15 protein-coding genes and 1 tRNA gene are annotated in these 20,962 nt (G+C 48.5%); 4 read left to right on the top strand and 12 right to left on the bottom strand.

Annotated features, from left to right (window positions below):
- Window positions 1-59: 59 nt before the first annotated feature.
- The 6 genes from ACRC6Q_RS18830 to tilS all read right to left on the bottom strand — a co-directional run bounded on the left by ACRC6Q_RS18830 (window position 60) and on the right by tilS (window position 6,883).
- Complete coding sequence (locus ACRC6Q_RS18830) at window positions 60-1,001, bottom strand: peptidyl-prolyl cis-trans isomerase (RefSeq protein WP_223643232.1); 942 nt, start codon at window positions 999-1,001, stop codon at window positions 60-62.
- On the bottom strand, window positions 985-1,866 hold the full coding sequence (gene hslO, locus ACRC6Q_RS18825; protein WP_223643234.1) for an Hsp33 family molecular chaperone HslO: 882 nt from the start codon (window positions 1,864-1,866) through the stop codon (window positions 985-987). Before hslO ends, ACRC6Q_RS18830 begins: the two co-directional genes overlap by 17 nt.
- A 17-nt stretch (window positions 1,867-1,883) precedes the next feature.
- A complete protein-coding gene (locus tag ACRC6Q_RS18820; RefSeq protein WP_223643236.1) occupies window positions 1,884-2,651 on the bottom strand; it encodes a type III pantothenate kinase in 768 nt (255 codons plus the stop codon).
- 119 nt (window positions 2,652-2,770) lie between these two features.
- Window positions 2,771-4,786, bottom strand: a complete 2,016-nt coding sequence (gene ftsH / locus ACRC6Q_RS18815) for an ATP-dependent zinc metalloprotease FtsH (protein ID WP_223643238.1) — start codon at window positions 4,784-4,786, stop codon at window positions 2,771-2,773.
- 121 nt (window positions 4,787-4,907) lie between these two features.
- Window positions 4,908-5,459: a hypoxanthine phosphoribosyltransferase gene (gene hpt / locus ACRC6Q_RS18810; RefSeq protein ID WP_223643240.1), complete on the bottom strand. Its 552-nt coding sequence runs from the start codon at window positions 5,457-5,459 to the stop codon at window positions 4,908-4,910.
- A gap of 32 nt (window positions 5,460-5,491) precedes the next feature.
- Window positions 5,492-6,883 carry a tRNA lysidine(34) synthetase TilS gene (gene tilS / locus ACRC6Q_RS18805; RefSeq protein WP_431467210.1) on the bottom strand — a complete coding sequence of 464 codons (1,392 nt, stop codon included), beginning with the start codon at window positions 6,881-6,883 and terminating at the stop codon, window positions 5,492-5,494.
- Between the two features lie 127 nt (window positions 6,884-7,010).
- Between tilS and ACRC6Q_RS18800 the strand changes: the two genes are divergently transcribed.
- Window positions 7,011-7,084 (top strand) — tRNA-Met (locus tag ACRC6Q_RS18800).
- 192 nt (window positions 7,085-7,276) lie between these two features.
- On the opposite strand, the gene ACRC6Q_RS18795 is transcribed toward ACRC6Q_RS18800, so the two are convergent.
- Both ACRC6Q_RS18795 and ACRC6Q_RS18790 read right to left on the bottom strand, forming a co-directional pair.
- Window positions 7,277-7,699 carry a S1 domain-containing RNA-binding protein gene (locus ACRC6Q_RS18795; protein WP_223643244.1) on the bottom strand — a complete coding sequence of 141 codons (423 nt, stop codon included), beginning with the start codon at window positions 7,697-7,699 and terminating at the stop codon, window positions 7,277-7,279.
- A 116-nt stretch (window positions 7,700-7,815) separates the two neighbouring features.
- A complete protein-coding gene (locus ACRC6Q_RS18790; RefSeq protein ID WP_223643246.1) occupies window positions 7,816-8,238 on the bottom strand; it encodes an FtsB family cell division protein in 423 nt (140 codons plus the stop codon).
- A gap of 280 nt (window positions 8,239-8,518) precedes the next feature.
- On the opposite strand from ACRC6Q_RS18790, the gene ACRC6Q_RS18785 reads away from it, so the two are divergent.
- The 3 genes from ACRC6Q_RS18785 to argF are packed head-to-tail and all read left to right on the top strand — an operon-like array spanning window position 8,519 to window position 13,630.
- Window positions 8,519-9,589 (top strand): carbamoyl phosphate synthase small subunit, encoded by a 1,071-nt coding sequence (locus ACRC6Q_RS18785; RefSeq protein ID WP_431467209.1) that lies wholly within the window; start codon window positions 8,519-8,521, stop codon window positions 9,587-9,589.
- Window positions 9,582-12,680, top strand: coding sequence for a carbamoyl phosphate synthase large subunit (locus ACRC6Q_RS18780; protein ID WP_431467208.1), 3,099 nt, complete (start codon window positions 9,582-9,584; stop codon window positions 12,678-12,680). The genes ACRC6Q_RS18785 and ACRC6Q_RS18780 overlap by 8 nt, the downstream gene beginning before the upstream one ends.
- Window positions 12,677-13,630: an ornithine carbamoyltransferase gene (gene argF / locus ACRC6Q_RS18775; protein WP_431467207.1), complete on the top strand. Its 954-nt coding sequence runs from the start codon at window positions 12,677-12,679 to the stop codon at window positions 13,628-13,630. The genes ACRC6Q_RS18780 and argF overlap by 4 nt, the downstream gene beginning before the upstream one ends.
- Before the next feature lie 390 nt (window positions 13,631-14,020).
- Here argF and ACRC6Q_RS18770 read toward each other — a convergent pair whose 3' ends face one another.
- Genes ACRC6Q_RS18770 through mfd form a run of 4 tightly spaced genes read right to left on the bottom strand, consistent with a single transcriptional unit; the run spans window position 14,021 to window position 20,951 of the window.
- Window positions 14,021-14,311 carry an RNA-binding S4 domain-containing protein gene (locus ACRC6Q_RS18770; protein ID WP_223643254.1) on the bottom strand — a complete coding sequence of 97 codons (291 nt, stop codon included), beginning with the start codon at window positions 14,309-14,311 and terminating at the stop codon, window positions 14,021-14,023.
- A 2-nt stretch (window positions 14,312-14,313) separates the two neighbouring features.
- Window positions 14,314-15,777 (bottom strand): nucleoside triphosphate pyrophosphohydrolase, encoded by a 1,464-nt coding sequence (gene mazG, locus ACRC6Q_RS18765; RefSeq protein ID WP_431467206.1) that lies wholly within the window; start codon window positions 15,775-15,777, stop codon window positions 14,314-14,316.
- A complete protein-coding gene (locus tag ACRC6Q_RS18760) occupies window positions 15,774-17,378 on the bottom strand; it encodes a putative polysaccharide biosynthesis protein (protein WP_223643258.1) in 1,605 nt (534 codons plus the stop codon). Before ACRC6Q_RS18760 ends, mazG begins: the two co-directional genes overlap by 4 nt.
- 39 nt (window positions 17,379-17,417) lie before the next feature.
- Entirely contained in the window at window positions 17,418-20,951 is a 3,534-nt protein-coding gene (mfd, locus tag ACRC6Q_RS18755) for a transcription-repair coupling factor (RefSeq protein ID WP_223643260.1), read from the bottom strand.
- Between the last annotated feature and the right edge of the window lie 11 nt (window positions 20,952-20,962).

Below are 20,962 nucleotides of genomic sequence, written 5' to 3'. Positions count from 1 at the left end.
GTCAAATTGTATGAATTCATAAAAAATAGACGTTTCATGATGAAACGTCCAGTAAAAATCTATTCCCCGTAAAACCATTCCGCATCGAATTCCTGCCAGAAAGCTTCTGGAGTGACCGATTGCGGCAATTGTTCAAGCGCCAGCTCACGGTTGATGTGGCCCGCTACATCTTCAAAAGAAAATGTCTGGCCACCCACTTTTTCTGTGACAGAAATAATGGCGGTCCTGCCGTTTTCCAGTGCCAATGGAGATGACCATTCACCGACTTCCACTTTTGCGACCGTTTTGGCGATAGCGGGGTCAACACCCGGTTCGCCATTGGAAATATAACCGATGTCCCCACCCAGGTTGCCTGTCGCACTGTCGATGGAACGTTCACGTGCAGTCGCTTCGAATGAAGAGCCTTTTTCCAGCTCTGAAATTGTTTCTTCCGCTTCTGCTGCCGAGTTCAAGACAATCATGCGTGTCCGGTACGAATCTTTCACATCATATAATGATTGATTGTCATCGTAGAACTCTTTAATTTCACTTTCTTCGATGACAATATCTTTCGTCAGCACTTTTTCCAGAATCAACTGGGCTTTTATCTTTTCGCGTTGGCGTGTTTCATCCGCTGTGTATAATGCAGCCTCTGTACTGTCTTGAGAAGAACGCAGCATCGCCAACTCCAAATCAATCTCTTTATCGCTTACTTCGATTCCATAATCCTTCGCTGCTGTCGCCATTACTTTTTCATTGACCAATTCGAGCAGCGCTTCGCGGCCATGCTGTTCTTCCATGGCAGCCAACCACTCTTCCCGCGTGATGTCATCCCCGCTGACAGAAGCGACTTTTTCCGTGTTGCCTACGTCATTTGGAATCAGCCAGGCAATAAACCAGAGGAAGTTCGCCAGCAGTAAAATGCCGATGACCAGCAGCACCGGTTTGGTCTTCAAATGTCTTTTCGGCTTGCCTGTACCTGCCGGTGGCACAGGGCGCCGATTATTATGACTGGAGCTCATTGATAAACGACTCGAGTTCCTCTTTAGAATACTGATACGTTTCTAGACAAAAATGACATTGTGCTTCTGCCATCCCATCTTCATCGATCATGTCCTGAATTTCTTTTTCTCCAAGCCCTAAAATAGCTGTCGCAAAACGGTCTTTGGAACAGTTGCAGTCGAAATGTACCGGCATTTTATCAAGAATCTGGACGTTCCCTTCTCCAAGTACCACTTCAAGGATTTCTTCAGGCGACAGTCCGCGCTGAATCATTTTAGAGACAGGTTCGATAGTAGAAAGATGCTCTTCAATTTCCGTGATCGTCTCATCATCTGTATTCGGCATCAATTGAACAATAAAGCCGCCCGCCGCCAAAATTGAATTGTCGGTATCTACCAACACACCCAATCCGACTGAAGAAGGCACCTGTTCGGATACCGCAAAATAATAAGTGAAATCTTCAGCGATTTCACCTGAAACAATCGGTGTCTGGCCCGTAAAATTGTCGCGCATGCCAAGGTCTTTGACAACCGACATCATGCCATTCGTGCCGACTGCGCGGCTGACATCCAATTTTCCTTTTTCATTCAGATCAAAATGGGTTTGCGGATTGGAAACATAGCCACGGACGCCGCCTTTTGCGTTGCTGTCCACCAGTAAAGCACCGATGGGTCCGCCGCCTTCAAATTTAATCGTTACTTTATCGTCGCCTTTCAGCATAGCCCCAAGCATAACTCCGCCTGTCATGGCACGTCCTAATGCTGCCGAAGCGGTTGGCCACATCATATGACGGCGCTGCGCTTCTCCTACTGTTTTCGTGCTGTCTACTGCAAATGCACGGACACTTCCATTAAATCCAAGGCCGCGTACTAAATAATCTGACACATGTATCGTTCCTTTCTTTACGCTTGGTTGCGTTTGTAAATTAAATACAGTCCTTTTAATGTTAAAAAAGGATCTACATAATCGATGGCTGTCGATTCACCGGCAATCAAAGAAGCCATGCCACCGGTCGCAATGACTGTCGGCTTTTCCTTGCTCTGCTTTTTCATGCGGGCTACGATGCCTTCCGCCTGGCCGACATACCCATAGACAATTCCAGCCTGCATGGCGGAAATGGTATTTCTCCCGACCACTTGATCCGGTGTAGTGATTTCAATCCGCGGCAATTTGGAGGCACGGGCATAGAGTGCTTCTGTTGAAATATTGATCCCTGGAGCAATAGCTCCCCCCATGTATTGCTGCTTTTCATTAATATAACAGAAAGTATTGGCAGTGCCAAAGTCCACAATGATCAAAGGAGCACCGTATTCGTGAATCGCTGCGACCGCATTGACAATCCGGTCGGCACCCACTTCTCGGGGATTATCATATTTGATGTTGAGCCCGGTTTTGACGCCAGGTCCGACAATCATCGGCTTTAATTGAAAATACTTCTGGCACATCCGTTCCAGTGCAGACATGATCGGCGGTACCACCGAAGACATGATGATGCCGTCAATCGACGAGAAGCTTAGGTCCGCATCGTTCAGAAATGCTTTAATCTGCATCCCGTACTCATCTTCTGTTTTGTGGCGCAAAGTCTCCATGCGCCAATGATGTATTAACTGTTCCTGGCTATAGACGCCCAGAACAATATTCGTATTTCCAGCATCCAATACTAAGATCATGATTTGCCCTCACTTATTGACGAATTTCCAACACATCATACCATAATTCCGGAAAAGCAAAAAGCTGGTTGCCCATCCCTTTCAAAGGGAATGGGCAACCAGCTCATTATTCATTGTGCTTATTTGCGCTTTTCTTCAATCGGCTCTCCAACTGGAGTCGCTTCGCCTTCTTCTGATGGCAGGTCTCCCGTTGAAGGATCCGTTGCTGCTCCTACTGCATCCGGAACATCACTGTCTTTTTTCAAATCCACTGCGTCTTCATCTCCGAAATCACCGTTCAATGATTCATATGAACGTTCAGGCAGCGTTCCATGTTCTTTCAAGTGAAGAATCTGGGCAGCATCCAACGTTTCAACTTCAAGCAACGTATTTGCAATCAATTTTAGAAGGTTCTGGTTTTCAGTCAGAATCTCTTTCGTGCGAATATACTGCTCTTTGATGATGCGTTGAACTTCCTGATCGATTTCAAAGGCAATTGCATCGGAATAGTTTTGTTCTGAGTTAAAGTCGCGGCCTAGGAAAACATTTCCACCTTGTGCCGTACCGAATTGGACAGGTCCAATCTTGTCACTCATCCCGTATTCCGTTACCATGCTGCGGGCAATAGCCGTTGCACGTTGGAAATCGTTATGGGCGCCGGTCGATACTTCACCGAATGAAAGATCTTCAGCTACACGACCACCGAGTAATCCGGCAATCTTATCAAGCAATTCCGGTTTCGTCATAAAGTAGCGATCTTCTCTCGGAAGCATGACGGCATATCCGCCAGCTTGGCCGCGAGGAACGATGGTTACTTTATGGACAATATCTGCATCGTCCAATATCAAGCCGATGACGGTATGTCCTGATTCGTGGAATGCCACGATATTGCGTTCTTTTTTCGAAATGACGCGATTTTTCTTAGCGGGACCAGCGATAACGCGGTCTGATGCTTCGTCCAGATCGGACATGTCGATTTTGAGTTTACTACGACGGGCTGCAACAAGTGCCGCTTCGTTCAATAAGTTCTCTAAATCGGCGCCTGAGAATCCAGGTGTACGTTGAGCGATCGCTTTCAAGTCGACATTTTCATCAAGCGGTTTATTGCGGGCATGAACTTTAAGGACTTCTTCACGGCCTTTAACATCCGGACGACCTACAGTAATCTGACGGTCAAAACGTCCTGGACGAAGCAAAGCCGGATCCAGAATATCCGGACGGTTCGTTGCTGCAATAATGATGACGCCTTCGTTTGCACCGAAACCATCCATCTCTACCAATAGTTGGTTCAATGTCTGTTCACGCTCATCGTGTCCACCGCCGAGGCCGGCGCCACGCTGGCGGCCGACTGCGTCAATTTCATCGATGAAAATGATACAAGGTGCATTTTTCTTAGCGTTTTCGAACAAATCACGAACTCGGGAAGCCCCGACACCAACGAACATCTCAACAAAATCAGAACCACTGATCGAGAAGAAAGGAACGCCAGCTTCTCCGGCAACAGCACGAGCCAAGAGGGTTTTACCGGTACCCGGAGGTCCGACAAGCAAAATCCCTTTTGGAATGCGGGCGCCGATATCTGCGAATCTGCGCGGATCTTTCAGGAAATCAACAACTTCTACAAGTTCCTGCTTCTCTTCATCTGCTCCAGCTACATCGCCAAAGCGGACTTTTTGTTTCTGGTCATCATACAGCTTCGCTTTACTTTTACCGAAGTTCATCACACGGCCGCCTCCGCCGCCTTGTGATTGGTTAAGTAAGAAGAAGAAAAGGATGAAGATGATGATGAATGGAATGATGCCAGTGAAAAATGAAACCCAGCCACTTGTTTGTGGAGCTTTCAAGAATTCAACCTGTACATCCTGTGAGCTGGCGACTTCATCGATTTGAGTCGTCAATGCTTCATTTTCAAGCGGAATGTTCGTTACAAAAGACTGGCCTTCTTCATAGCCTTCCATGATGCCTGTAACTTCATAAACCATTGCCTCTGGCTGGATGGTGACTTCTTCAATCTGTCCATTTTCCAACGCTGCCAAAAACTCGTTATATCCTATATTTTCAGTCGGCTGGTTGCTATTGTTGAAGGTTCCCAGAATCCCGATAATAACTAGGAAAATCAGTAAATAAAATATGGTGTATCGAAATATCCGATTCATCCCGCGCCTCCTCATAAAGTTTCCCTAAAACTATACTAAATACTACCATAGGAACATTTAAGCATACAACGAAAAGACCTTATTCCCGCTGTTAAATCCAAAGACTGTGAACGAACCTTGACTATTCTTCTTCTCCACTGTAAACCGAAGGCTTCAGAATGCCGATATACGGCAAATTCCGGTATTTTTCTGCGTAATCCAAACCGTAGCCTACTACAAATGCATCCGGCACGATAAAACCAACATAATCAGCTTTCAAGTCGACTTTCCGTCCCGTCGGCTTGTCCAGCAACGTAACAATCTTGATCGATTTTGCTTTCCGGTATTTGAAAAGGTCCACTAGATAGCTAAGCGTCATTCCACTGTCAATAATGTCTTCGATGATCAGGAGATCGCGCCCTTCAACACTGGCGTTCAAATCTTTGACGATCTTCACTTCGCCAGAAGAAACGGTGGCATTGCCGTAGCTTGAGACATCCATGAAATCCATTTCGACAAAGCCGTCAATGCGTTTCATCAAATCCCCCATAAAAGGCATCGCGCCTTTTAATACACCGATAGCCAGAGGGTATTTGCCTTTGTAATCCTCTGTCAATACTGCTCCTAATTCGCGAGCTTTTTCTTGCAATTGTTCTTCACTGATCAACACTTCTTTAATATCGTTCTGTAACATGGTGGACCTCCTAGTAATCCTTCTTTTACACGCTATACATATTGTTCAATTAGTACCCAATTGTCTCCGTCGCGTTTTTGTCTGCTGACCTTGGCGGATGGGCGTAAGCCTGGCACTAATAAAAGTTCGTTTTTGTCAGTGGTGATGACAGGCCAACTTTCTCTCATAGGCACAGGAATCTTTTCATCAATCATCAAGCGCGCCAATTTCTTCGGGCGATCCATTCCGTCAAGCTGAATCCGGTCACCCGGTTTTCTGCTCCTTAAAAAGAGCTGGGAATCTTCCGGGGCATGGAAATGCCAAACTATAGAATTGTCATTTTCCCCCACTTTTTCAAAAGGCATCGCCCTGTAACGGCAACCCCGATAAACCGGCGTCCAGTCAGCAGTAACGCTGATAGCCTCTGGCGCAGTCTGTTGTTCCAGTGGTTGGCGATTGAGAAAAACCGTGTCATATTGGCGGGTCGCTACATAATTTTGCGGCAAATGTAAAAAAACAGTACCCGATGAACTTTGCATCATTTCTTGCATTTGTTCGACCAGCTGCCTTGTTACGGGAATTTGCTTGGGATCATATAGATAGTTTAATAGTAGTAGAACCATTCTTTTTTGTAAAGCATGCGCCTCAAGTCTGAAACTTTTGGCAGACAAAACAATTCCCTCTTCTGTCGTTTGGATCAACTGCTGTAATTTTTTCTCGGCAAGCTCCTGCAGAAACTGTTGATCCTGTTGCATATCTTCCGCCAGTTCAACGAAGTTTTGGGAGACATTGCTGCTCTCTTCTTTAAGAAGCGGCAGAACGCGTTGGCGGATCCGATTTCGTGTGTAGGCGGGCTCTGCATTACTGGAATCTTCCCGGTGAGGAATCTCATGCACCTCTGCATATGCTGTAATCTGCTCCTTATCCACTGCCAATTGGGGCCGTATCAGTAAGCCGGTACCGAATGGCCGGCGAGCGGATATGCCGAATGAACCGTCTTGAAGACTGCCTCTCAACCCTGACATAAGGATAGTCTCAAGTTGATCATCCGCGTGATGGGCTGTGGCAAATTTAGCTGCGCCTGTCTTTTCCATTATTTCGAGAAAATAAGCATACCGTTCCGTGCGGCAAAGCTGCTGCTTGTTGCCTCCCTTTTCCTGCCAGATTTCAGGAATCGGAATCGCCCGGCTAAAACATTCCACTCCCCACTCACCAGCTGTCATTTCCATAAACAGTCGATCCTGCCGCGACTCTTCGCCACGCAGCATGTGATCTACATGGACTGCCGCAACTGAAATGCCCAGTTCATCTTTTAACGAATTCAAGAAATGGAGCAATACCATGGAATCGATGCCTCCCGAACAGCCAACCAATACCCGGTCTCCTGCCTGGAGCAATTCCTGCTTACGGATATGCCTCATCATCAGCTCCTGAAAGCTCTTCATTTTTCCACCCCACTTGCCTATGCCTTCTTTCTTAATACACTTAGAAGGACAGGATAAAAATTATTTTCAATTAGCAATTGACAGACGTACCTTTCAATAGTATGCTATTAAATGTTCGTTTAAACAAGGCGGCGTAGCTCAGCTGGCTAGAGCGTACGGTTCATACCCGTGAGGTCGGGGGTTCGATCCCCTCTGCCGCCATTATTCTTCAACTGAAAAGCTCGACTTAAAAGCAGCGTCCTTCATTGGGCGCTGCTTTTTTTGTCTGAATGGACATGCTTGGCCAAACCGGCCAAATGTGATAAAAAAAACGCTTCCCATGTGAGAAGCGTTTCAATATAGATTTCCAGCTGTGTTGAAGCATTTCCCTATACTATTAAAACAGCTAGCAAGTTAGCCTCTTTTTGCTCCTCTGCCGCCGCGCTTCGATTCAGTAGCGCGTTTTAAGGTCGTCATGTTTTCTTCGCTGTCTTTTAAGAACTTCGCCATTTTCGTTTCAAAGTTCTCTTTTGGAGCGCGATCAAATGAACGATTGCTGCTTGGGCGTGGTCGTTGTGGTCGTTCTGTGCCGCCGGGTGGTTGTGGTTTCGCTTTACGAATGGAAAGGCCGATTTTACCGTCTGCTTCTACATTCATAACTTTAACTTCTACCATTTCGCCAACTTTAAGATGATCATTGATATCTTTAACGTAGTTGTCGGCGACTTCACTTATATGCACGAGGCCTGTTGCACCAGTTGGAAGCTGAACAAATGCTCCAAAGTTTGTAATACCTGTGACTTTACCTTCTAACTTGCTGCCTACTTCAATCGACATAAAAAAAATGCTCCTCCTTAAAAATTAAGATGACTCCAAAATTCAGGGCCATGCTGTCATTTTGCGGGACTTGTCCCACTTTTTATTATAACCATCAAAAAAAGAGTGTCAACCGACTACTCTTCTTCTGATGGTTTTTCTTCATCTTTTTTTTCATCATGTGGTGTCGTAAAAATAATTTCTCCTTCGTCTGAAAGAAAGTAATCTTTGCGCGCTAATTTAGCTAAGTATTCTTCATCGTTCAATAACAGGATCTGCTCTTCCAGCTGGCTTTGCTGCTTTTCAACTTCTTCAAGCTTTAGCAACGCCTCTTCACGGAGCTCTTCTTTTTCAGAAATTGTCTGTGTTTGTGCATAAATGGTCGAACCTACCCAAATGGTGGCCATCAGAACCAGCACCCCGAATACTGTCAGCCTTCTGAATAACCGGATGCGATGCGCTTTTTTGCGCGCCCCTTCCATTTCGACCGAACGGACATAGTCATTGCGAATCGAGGTGACTTCTCGCGTTTCCGCCTTTGGATCTCTCTTCAAACTCATGACCCGCTCCCCTTCCATACTAACTTTGTCATTATTATACATGAAAACCCTTGATATTATAAGCTTTTTGAATAATTTTCCCTATTTTCACTCCATTCCTTTAAACAGGGAGTAGAACACTTTACCTTTTATTAATAAAAATACTGTTGACTTAATTTTTATACAGTCTTATAATACTAATCATTATCTTTTATCGAATGTTACCGTCGTTTTTTAGAATTAATTGCAAGAAAGAGCTTATATATATACAAAATTAATGAATAAAATTGGAGTGAAGAAAATGACAGGTTTATTGACTTTATCAAATGGAAAAGCATTCAAAGGCCAGTGGCACGGTAAAGCTTCCGCCATTCAAGGAGAAATCGTCTTTTTCACGGGCATGACCGGCTATGAAGAAGTTTTGACGGACCCCTCTTATAAAGGGCAGATTATCGTATTCTCTTACCCGCTTATCGGCCAATACGGAATCCAGTCCCTTTATGCACAATCCGATCAGATCCAGACTGCCGGCATCATTGTGGCGGGATTGTATGAAGGGCCGCTCGGCAAAGATGCCATTTCACTTGCGGAGTTTGCAGACAAACACAGCATCCCCATCTTAAGTGGCGCAGATACACGTTCAATCATTCAGAACGTCCGCGAATCCGGAACAATGCAATCGCAGCTGGTCCACACCTCTCTCCCGGAATTAGCCTGGGAACCCGTACAGACCTATTTCTTTCCAGCCACAACCAGTGCTGAAGAAATTCAGACTCTTGGATCTGGCTCTACTCATATCGGCTTGATCGATTTCCATCATAAATCCTCCATTTTAAAAGAATTGCTCGAATTGGATTGCAAAGTCAGCATCGTCCCTTATGCAACACCGACAGAAAAACTGGATTCACTGGGATTGGATGGCCTTCTTTTTTCAAACGGCCCCGGAGATCCGGCAGCTCTACAACATTTGTTTCCTACATACCGGGATTGGGCTGAACGCTATCCGAGCTTCGGCATCTGTCTCGGCCACCAGGTATTGGCTTCGGCATTTGGCGCAAAAACGACCAAGCTTGCATATGGCCACCGCGGAGCTAACCATCCCGTGATGAACCTGCAGACAAAACGGGTCAGCATGAGCTCCCAGAACCATAGTTATGTGGTCGAGAGCGCCAGCCTGAAGGATACACCGTTTTCCGTGCTCTACGAAAACGTCAATGATGGCAGTATTGAAGGCTTGATCCACGATACCCTGCCACTGACCACAGTCCAGTTCCATCCGGAAGCAGCACCAGGTCCGGCTGACCACCTTGAACTGTTCCAACAGTTTCTGGCCATGACACAGCAAAAAGAGAGAGTGAAAATACATGCCTAAGCAAGAGCAAATAAAAAAAGTACTGGTCATCGGGTCAGGAGCCATTGTCATCGGCCAGGCAGCAGAATTCGATTATTCGGGAACACAGGCATGCTTGGCTTTAAAAGAAGAAGGCATCCATGTCATTCTGATCAACAATAATCCAGCGACCATCATGACCGATAAATCCGTTTCCGATCAAGTGTATTTTGAACCCCTAACCTTGGAAAGCGCTACGGCCATCATCGAAAAAGAACGCCCAGATGGCTTGTTGGCGACAGTCGGCGGACAAACCGGACTGAACCTGGCCATGGCTTTATCCGATGCCGGCATTTTGACGAAATACGGTGTCACATTGCTCGGCACGGATATGAAAGCCATCAAACAAGCGGAAGACCGCGAGCAGTTCCGCGCCCTGATGAATGAGTTGAGCGAACCGGTCCCGGACAGCGACATCATTTACTCGATCGAAGGAGCTTTGGAGTTTGCCGCTTCAGCGGGTTATCCCCTCATCGTGCGCCCTGCCTATACGCTTGGCGGCTTTGGCGGCGGGATTGCCGAAGATGAAAAAACCTACATTAAGCTGGTGAAGCAAGGATTGAGCGCCAGCCCCATCAAGCAATGCCTTGTTGAAATCAGCATTGCCGGCTACAAGGAAATTGAGTACGAAGTTATGCGCGATGCAGATGGAACCTGCATCACCATCTGCAATATGGAAAACTTAGACCCTGTCGGCGTACATACCGGCGACTCGATTGTCGTCGCGCCAAGCCAAACTTTAAATGATAAAGATTTCCATATGCTGCGCAGCTCTTCGATCCATATCATCGAAGCACTTGGCATTATCGGCGCCTGCAATGTGCAGTTCGCCTTGCATCCGGAAACTTCGGCTTATTATTTGATTGAAGTCAATCCGCGCGTCAGCCGTTCTTCGGCGCTTGCTTCAAAAGCGACAGGTTACCCAATTGCCAAGATTGCCGCTAAGTTAGCGATCGGCTATAAATTGGCTGAATTGAAAAATCCCGTCACCGGCACTACGTTTGCCAGCTTTGAACCGGCGTTGGATTATGTGGCTGTTAAAATTCCGCGCTGGCCATTCGATCAATTCCCACAGGCAGAGCGCAAACTCGGCACACAGATGAAAGCGACCGGTGAAGTCATGGCGATTGAACGCCGCATGGAAGCCGCGCTGCAAAAAGCGATCCGCTCACTTGAACTGCCGATTGACGGTTTCCGTCTCAAGGCACTTGCTGGTTTTTCTACAGAAGATTTATGCCAATTGGCGATTGAAGCCGATGACCGCCGGTTGTTTGTTCTGTTTGAACTGCTGGTACGCGGCAAGTCAATTGAATTTCTTCACAATATTACGGGCATCACTCCTTATTTCTTATCAGCAATGGCCAACATCGTTGCCGAATGGAAAGAACTGCAGCAACTGGACTGGAACAATATGACCCGCTCCCGCCTGCTGCAGGCCAAGACGCTTGGCTTCAGCGATCAGCAATTGGCTGATCTTTGGAATGTCACCTGCCCTGAAATTTGGGGACAGCGCCGCATCTGGCAAGTAACGCCTGCTTATCGCATGATCGATACATGCGCGGCTGAATTCCGCTCGGATACCAATTATTTTTATTCTACGTGGCAAGGTTCTTCCGATGTCAGCCGTTCTCACCATAAGAAAAAAGTGGCGGTTGTGGGATCCGGTCCAATCCGGATCGGCCAGGGCATCGAGTTCGATTATTGCTGTGTACACAGTGTCATGGCCGCACAGAAACTCGGTTATGAAGCCATCATGATCAACAACAACCCTGAGACTGTCAGCACCGATTACGAAGTTGCAGATGCGCTGTATTTCGAGCCAATGACACCGGAAGACATTCTGAATGTCCTGGATTTTGAAGGCATCAACCAAGTCATTCTCCAGTTCGGCGGACAAACTTCGCTGAATGTTGCAGCTGCGCTTCAAGAAGCGGGCATCACGGTTCTTGGGTCGACAGTGGATCTGTTGGATCAAATGGAAGACCGCGACCGCTTTTATGCTTTCCTGGAATCGATCGGCTTGCCGACCATTCCCGGAAAAACAGCGAGTGAACCATCCGCTGTTATTCCGGCAGCCCGTTCACTCGGCTTCCCGGTGCTCTTGCGGCCATCTTATGTTATCGGCGGACGCGGCATGATTGTGCTGCATAACGAAGCGGAGCTCAGCGACTGGCTGCAGCAGACGACAATGGCGTTCCCTGTACTGGTCGACCATTTTGTCACCGGCAAAGAAGTAGAGGCCGATATTCTGACCGACGGCGAACATGTCTGGGTCTCCGCCATTTTCGAGCATGTTGAAGGAACCGGCGTCCACTCCGGCGACAGCATCTCCATTACGCCGCCCGTTTCATTATCGGAACAGGCTTTGCAGGAACTTTCAAAAACTGCGAAACACATCGCCAGAAACATGGATTATACTGGCTTGTTCAATATTCAATTCGTGTATGAAGGCGATCAATTATTCGTCATGGAAATCAATCCGCGGGCATCGCGAACAGCACCAATCAGCTCGAAAGTGACCGATGTGCCGCTTGTGCAGCACGCCACGGCTTTATTGCTGGGAGTGCCTTTTGAAGAACTTAACATTGAAGAAACTTATAATGGACAGCCGGAATATACAGTTAAAGCACCGGTTTTCTCCCATATTAAGTTGCCTGGACTGTCCCCTGTCCTGTCTCCTGAAATGATGTCGACAGGCGAAGTGATCGGCTCTAGTCCTGATCTTGCTGCCGCATTGGCGAAAGCTCTCAGCGGCGCTTCTGTCCAATTGGCTGACCTGGCTACCGGCGGCACCTTGTTTGTCGCGGAAAGTTCAATCAGCCAAGTGGACAGCGCTTCATGGGACGCATGCGGTTTCAACATTGTCACCGAGTCCATTATTCCATTCGAGGAATGGCTGAAAACAGATGATAAAAAAGCCTATATCGACTTTGCTCCTGACCCGGAAAGCACCAACGCGAAGCAAGCTGCCATTCACCGTCTCCATGTCTGGACACGCCCTGAAACAGCAGCTGCTTTCAACGGAACTTATTCAACCATTACCGCATTATCGAAAGGAGTGCTTGCAAAATGACAATGGCGATCCCGTTTGCCCCATCGATTATCCAAGAGGACTTTCTGTCCCTGAAAGATTACAGCACAGATGAAATTATGGATTTGCTGAATTTGGCAATAGAACTGAAAAAGCCTGAAAATAAATACCTGCCGCTTTTAAAAGGTAAAGTATTGGGCATGATTTTCGAAAAGTCATCTACCCGCACACGTGTTTCATTCGAAGCGGGAATGCTTCAGCTTGGCGGCAACGCCATGTTCTTGAGCTCCCAGGATACACAAATCGGTCGAGGAGAAACCATTCCCGATACCGCGCGCGTGTTGTCAGGTTACTTGGACGGCCTGATGATCCGCACATTCCATCAATCCGTCGTTCAGGAACTGGCAGACTTCAGTTCCATTCCGGTCATCAACGGATTGACCGATGATTATCATCCGTGCCAGGTGCTGGCAGATCTGATGACCATCCTCGAGCATTTCGGGACATTGAAAGGCAAGAAAATGGCGTATATCGGAGACGGCAACAATATGGCCAACTCCTTGATGATCGGTGCCGCTAAAGTCGGCATGGACATCAGTGTCGCCTCTCCTGCCGCTTATGCACCTACCGCGGAAATGGTGGCACTTGCAAAAGACATCGCACAATATACCGGATCGAACATCGAGATCACCGAAAGCCCGGAACAAGCAGTTGCCGGAAGTGACGTCATCTATACGGATGTCTGGGCAAGCATGGGGCAAGAACAGGAAACCATTGAACGCCTGCAGCATTTCCAAGGCTTCCAAGTGAACGAAGAGCTCGTCAAGCATGCCAATGAAGATTATATCTTCATGCACTGCCTGCCTGCCCACCGCGAAGAGGAAGTGACGACTGCTATTTTGGAAGGTCCACATTCGGTGATTTTCCAGGAAGCTGAAAACCGTCTGCACGCACAAAAAGCGGTACTCGTTGCACTGATGGGCGACAAATAGACAACAATGAAAAAATCTTCATACTACATTTCGCTCTAGGCGGACGCGTTCCACGGGCACGGCTTCTGCCGCTTCCCTCGCGCTGCTCAGTCCAGTGGCTCCAGCTCGTGCTGCTCCCGTAGGAAGCGAGTCGGGCTTTGCCTGGCTCGTTTGCGACGAAGCTAGCGTAGCGATGCAGGAGCACATCTTTGCCCTTCGCCGCCTTCCGCTACATTCAAAGAAGAAAGAGTTCATGAAGTGGTTTGGAGAAGCGTCCGCTCGACTCCTGCGGGAAAGCGAGCGGTAAGCTTCGGAAAACCACGGCTTGTTATAAGTTTCTCGACAGCCTGAAAAACGCCTTCGGAATCTATGGATTCCGAAGGCGTTTTTGTTTTTTACTTGTTTGGCCAATCAGGCTTCGTCGTCAATGAATTCAGGTTCGACCTTGTCTAATTTTTCTTCTTTCAAGATGGTGTACATATTGGCCGCTTCTTCTTTTTTCGCGACTTCCTTCAGCCCATCGATACGGACGGTAACGACTTTTTGCCCGAAACGGATTTGTAGCTCATCGTTTTCTTTAATGACTGAGCTCGCTTTCGCTTTATTGCCGTTTACGGTGATGCGGCCTTGGTCAGCCACTTGCTTCGCCAATGTACGGCGCTTGATCAGGCGGGATACTTTCAGAAATTTATCGAGTCGCATAGTCAGTCTTCCTTTCTTGCCAATCGTTTGGCTTGGTTCCAGAAGTCATCCAGCTGCTCCAGCGTGTAATCACTGAAGTTTCCGGTTCCTTCTTTCACCTGCTGTTCCACGTAGCTGAAACGTCTTTGGAATTTGCGGTTTGCCTGCATCATCGCTTCTTCCGGAGATAGCTCGAAGAACCGCGCAAGATTCACCAGGGTAAACAATAGATCTCCGAGTTCATCCAACTGGCGGGCTTTGGAACCTTTCGCCACTTCCTGCTGGAACTCCTGCAATTCTTCATGGAATTTATCCCACGCACCTGCAGCATCCGGCCAGCTGAATCCGACTTTCGCCGCCTTCTTCTGGTAATTGAACGATGTGGTAAGCGAAGAGCTGAAACGGTCTTGGCCTTCCAATAAAGACGCAGCAGCAGGCTTCTCCTGCGCTTTGATTTCCTGCCAGTTGGCGACGACCTGATCGGAATCCTCCGCTGATACATCTCCGAATACATGCGGATGGCGGCGGATCATTTTGGCGCTGATGGATTCCAGCACATCCTCTAACTGGAAGTAGCCGTTATCCTGTCCGATTTGGGCATGCAGGAACACCTGCAACAATACATCGCCCAATTCGTCCGCAATCGCCTCGTCGTCGCCTTCATGAATCGCCTGAAGCAACTCATGCGCTTCCTCGATCAGATATGGGCTCAGCGACTCATGTGTCTGCTCGCGGTCCCACGGGCAGCCTTCAGGACTTCTCAGCTTCGCGATGATGCTGCGGAATGTCTGCCATTCTTTTAAACGCTGCGTTTGTTCCGCTGCCGGCGGCACATAGACAGTCGTCAGGTTATTGACTTCTGCCGAGCGGTCCAACTCATGGAGCGGCACGGTGCGCAGCACTTCGTCTGCAGACCCGGCAGCCGTCACAATGGTCACCGGGTAATCGTCCGGATATTTTTCCATCAGCGTCAATTTGACTTCAGAGGCACTGAAGCTGTCATAAACTTGTGCAATCAGCAGATGCTGCGTCATATTCACTTGATCGCTGGTCATTTCCGTGCCGTCCATCAATTGAAAGCCTTCAATCGGATCGATGCGAAGCGCACCGAACAGTGAATCGAGAAAGCTATGTCCACCTTCAATGGCTAATCGGCAAAGCCCCTGCTTTTCAGCAGCGATCAAGTTTTGCACGGTCTGCTCGGCCACCAAAGGATGCCCCGGAACAGCATAAATCACGGATGCCTGCTTCGATAAATCGATCAGGGTTTCCGCAATTTCCTCATAGACCGGGCTGAAGGCATCGTGCTTTTCATAAACCGAATCAAAGCTTTTAAACGTTACGCCTTCCTGCACCAGCTCCGTCAGTACCGGATGATCTTCGGTCCGTACATATAAATTATCTGCAGCCTTGAGCTTTTTATAGACACCCAGCGGCAACTGATCTAAATCTCCGGCACCAAGGCCGATTATGTGAATGGTGTTCATCGCTTTTCACCTTTTTTCTTTGAATTTATTGCCAATTGCAGTCCTGCCAGCTTGCGGCCGAACGGAATGATATACCATTCCTTTTCCGTGATGATGCGGCTCTTTCCGATAAGCGCCATGAATACCAGCGCACCAAGCGGAATCGCCGTAGCCGTTGTCAAGGCAGCACCCAAACGGCTGGATAGACCGTCAAACAGGTAGCCATCAGCCACAATTGACCAGCTCAGTACAACTGCCGACATAGCCAAAGCTGCGCCGAACAGCCAGATGTAATAGGAAAGCGGTGCAAACTGCAGCGGCCAGACTTTTTTGAAATAGAACACCAACCCGATGACAATCACCGCGAGGCCGATATTTCCGGCCAGCGCCGCTCCAGTCACCCCCCATTCGGGCAGCAACAACCAATTGCTGACGACTTTTACCACCAAGCCCAATGCCAGCAATAAAGCCGGAACCCTCACTTTACCGAGACCATGCAGCATCGCGGTCATGATCAACAGCAGCGACATCCAAACGATCTGCCAGCTGAAGATGATCAAAGCGCCGGATTGTTCGCGCGTTTGGAACAAGGTTTCGTTAACATAGGGCATGACGAAGGTCAGACCAACTGCAGCAGCGAAGGCAAACAGGAACGATACACGGAAAGCCAACTTGGCATACATCTCAGGTGGCCTGCCGCTGTGGTTTTTCGAAGTCCGCGCCACCAACGGAACGATTGCCAAAGTCAGTGAAGTGGCGATCAAAATTCCGAATTGCACTAATGGCTGGCCCCGGTCGTAGATGCCTTTCTGTTCCATGGCTGCAATACGCGAGAGCCCGCTTTCTTCCAGCAGACGGAATACCGTAAACGAATCCACCAGCTGGAACAGCAGCAGGATCAACGAACTCATGCTGACACTCAAACTGACAGCAGTCATTTCTTTGATGATAGGCCAGGTCTGCAGTGGTGAAGGCTGTTTATGGAAGTCTGAATGCTTGCGGAAATGGGTCAGCAGCAGAAACACCGCACCCACTCCACCGGCAACTGCACCAAACATCGCCATCTGTCCAGCGGCGTACAATGAAAAACCGCTCGAGACGACGATCCATGTCCCGACCAAAATGACCGATACGCGCAGCCCCTGCTCCATCACTTGGGCATAGGCAACCGGCGCCATGTTATTGCGCGACTGGAAATAGCCTTTCAGCACAGCGAGCGGTGCCATCAGCAGGACCGAAAAAGCGCCGACTTGCAGCAATCGATCCAATTGCTGATCGCCCATCCAGCCGGCCAGCAGCTCTGCACCAAAAAATAACAGCACGAATACCGCAATGGAAATAGCCGCCACGTAGATGAACGCGATGCGAAGAATCGCTCCATGCGCTTGTCTGCCCGTATCCGCCAGCAATTTGGAGACCGCTACGGCAAACCCATAGGAAGTCCAAATGCCGAAAATCGCGACAAACGGATAAACCTGCTGGTATATATAGAAGCCCTGGTCTCCGACAAGGTTCTGGAAAGGCACCCGGTAGACTGCACTCAATAGCTTAACGATGAATCCAGCGATCGTCAGCAGCACTGCGCCTTTCATAAATGATTTCATTGTGCCTTCATTGTTCACCGGACCCACTCATCTCTTACTTATAGTAACTAATCCAACCTAACTCACCGGTTTTGCTTCACGAAGCGATTCCGGCAAGAGTTTCATCATGCCTTCCAACACATCGAACGGATGCAGTTTCTTGGTTTTATTTTCATCGATGGACATGACCAGCTGCTGGCCGGACATGCTGAATCCGACTGCGCGGCCGTATGCAGCAGAGTCCTCCACTACTTTTCCGCCATTGATGCCGGCTGTGCCTTTTTCGCTCAATTTGACGGTGACGACTTTGCCGTGTTGCTTGATCGCTTCCACACCTACCTGGCGTGCCCATACTTTCATTCGCGCAATGCGCAGCAAGCGGTCGGTTTCATTCGGCATATCGCCGAAGCGATCGATCAATTCATCCTGCAGCTCAATCATTTCCTCTTCCGTGTCGATGCCTTTGACGCGTTTGTACATTTGGATTTTCTGATAGCCGTCGCCGATATAGGAATCCGGAATATAGGCGTCTAGATCGAGTGAAATCTCGATTTCCGGCACCACTTCTTTTTTGACTCCGGATTGGCGTTCGTCGATTGCTTCTTGCAGCATCTGTGAATACAGATCAAAGCCGACAGAATCAATGAAGCCATGCTGCTGCGAACCAAGCAGATTGCCTGCGCCGCGGATCGTCAAATCGCGCATGGCGATTTTGAAGCCGGATCCGAGCTCGGTGAATTCTTTGATGGCCATCAGGCGTTTTTCTGCAACGTCCGTCAGCACTTTGTCGCGCTGATACATGAAATACGCGTAAGCCACTCGGCTCGAACGCCCGACGCGTCCGCGCAATTGATAGAGCTGCGACAAGCCCATGCGATCGGCATTGTAAACGATTAAGGTGTTAACGTTTGGAATATCAATACCGGTTTCGATGATGGTCGTTGTCACCAAGACATCGTAATCGCCGTCAAGGAAACCTAAAATGACCGATTCCAGTTCAGTTTCACTCATTTGTCCATGGGCATAGCCAACACGTGCTTCCGGTACTAATTGTTGGATTTCCTCTACTTTCCGCGTCATATCATCTACGCGGTTATACAAATAAAACACTTGTCCGCCGCGCGCCATTTCGCGTTCGATGGCTTCACGCACGAGCGCGCCGTTATGTTCCATCACATAACTTTGCACCGGGAAACGGTTGGCCGGCGGCGTTTCGATGACGGACAGATCACGCACACCGATCATCGACATATGAAGCGTCCGCGGAATCGGCGTCGCCGTTAGCGTCAACACATCCACGTTGGTCTTCATTTGTTTGATCTTTTCCTTATGGGTCACACCAAAACGCTGTTCTTCATCAATGATCAATAACCCAAGATCTTTATACTGCATATCTTTCGATAAAATCCGATGCGTGCCGACAACTACATCAACCGACCCATTCTTCAGGCCTTTGACGGTTTCGGTCTGCTGCTTCTTGGAGCGGAAACGGCTCATCAAGCCGACCGTAATCGGGTAATCCTTGAAGCGTTCGCTCATCGTTTCAAAATGCTGCTGGGCCAATATCGTCGTCGGTACGAGGAACGCCACTTGCTTGCCGTCCAATACCGCTTTGAACGCAGCACGGATCGCCACTTCTGTTTTTCCGTATCCGACATCGCCACAGATCAGGCGGTCCATCGGCCGTTCGTTTTCCATGTCCCTCTTCACTTCATTGATTGAGCGCAGCTGGTCGACGGTTTCTTCATACGGGAACTCCGCCTCGAATTGGCGCTGCATGTCCTGCTCTTCAGAGAAAGCAAAGCCTCTCAACGCTTCCCGTTCTGCATAGAGTTTGATCAGGTCATCTGCAATATCCTGTACGGCTGCAGAGACTTTCGTGCGGGTTTTCTTCCATTCCGCGCCGCCCATCTTGTGCAGTTTCGGTTCTTTTTCTTCAGATGCAATGTATTTTTGGATCAAGTCGATTTTATCGACCGGCACGAATAATTTATCATCTGCTTTATAGACAATATGGAGATAGTCTTTATGGACCCCTCCGCTTTCCAGGGTTTCAATCCCTACAAAACGGCCGATGCCGTGATGGATGTGCACGATATAATCGCCCGGTTTGATTTCGGAGTAGCTTTTGATGCGCTCTGCATTCGTCAGTTTTTGGGCACGCGTCTTCTTCTTCGGCTGCTGCTTGAACAATTCCGAATCCGTAATGACGGTCAAACGCTGAAGCGGCATTTCAAATCCTGTCGACAGCTCGCCATCGACCAAATAGATTTTGCCGCCTTGGATTTCTGTCGAAGGTGAGGCGATTTCCGCTTCCATGTCATAATCCGCAAGAACAGCCCGCACTTTTTCCATACGGTCATCGCCTTGTGCCACGATGAAGATCTGGAACTTCCCTAGGGTCCAGCGTTCCATCTCCGCTTTCAACAGATGCATTTGCCCGTGAAAGGATTGCATCGGCTTACATGAGAAAGCGATGGACTTTTTGACCGAAACCATTGGGAATGTCCGGACGAATAAAGACAGGAAAGTTACCTTTTGCTGAAGTTTCGTCATCATTTCACGGAAAGTATACGTTAACGGAACATCATGAAGAAACTTCCCTTCTTCCAGAAGCGAGACGATCCAGTCGCCTTCTTCGCGCTCCAGCGTATCCGTCATTTCCTGGATCCGCCCCAATTCATCAAAAAAGACCAATCCATTTCCCGGGAAATAATCGCCTAGAGACGCTGTTTGAGTCTCAACCAGCGACGCGTATTTCGATAGCTGTTCCGGTGTTTCGCCTTGTTTCAATAAATCGATGTCATGCTGAATATGCTGAAGCATCAAAGCTTTCGTATCGTCAGTTTTTATCTTCTTCAAACTGGCTGCGAGTTTGGCTTCCAACTTCCCTGCCAGACCGACGCGCTGGTCTTTCGACAGCACCAACTCACTCGCAGGAAGGATACACAGCGATTTGACTTTCTCAAGCGAACGCTGGTCTTCCGCTGAAAACAGACGCAAAGAGTCCACTTCCGTATCAAACAATTCGATGCGTACCGGATGTTCCAAATTCAGTGGGTAAATATCCAAGATTCCTCCACGAAGCGCAAACTCGCCTGGAGTGGTCACCATCGGCGTCCGGGAATAGCCCATCGCCACCAATTTCAACAGCCATTCCGCTGTATCAAGTTCTTCGCCTTCGGCAATACGCAAGGTGGCATAGTCCCATTGCTCTTTTGTCGGCAATAACTTCCGCATCCCCGCTACCGGCGTGATGTAAATCCCTTTTCCGACACTCTTCATATGATCGAGCGTATCGATGCGGTGAGCGCGCAGTTCAGGGCCAGAAAAAGAGACCTCGGCAGCGATCAACTCTTCCGCTGGGTAAAGGTGAACATGTTCTTCGCCGACCAGACGCACCAAATCATCGTAGACACGCTGGGCATGCAGCAAGTTTGGCGTGACGATCAATAGAGGAGTATCCGCTTCGGACCAGATTGTCTGGTAGAAAATTGGCCGCGCACTCCCAGACAAGCCGGAAATCAGCTGATGGTCTTGGCCTTTCTTTAAATCGGCGATAAAGTTCTGTGTATGGGTGTCCTCCGAGAAGGTCTTTAAAATATGGTTCATCCAACTTCCTC

Source organism: Planococcus sp. SE5232, from assembly GCF_050686535.1.
Taxonomy (GTDB): Bacteria; Bacillota; Bacilli; order Bacillales_A; family Planococcaceae; genus Planococcus.
The sequence above is the reverse complement of the archived record's forward strand: the minus strand, read 5'-3'. Positions and strand labels throughout refer to the sequence as shown.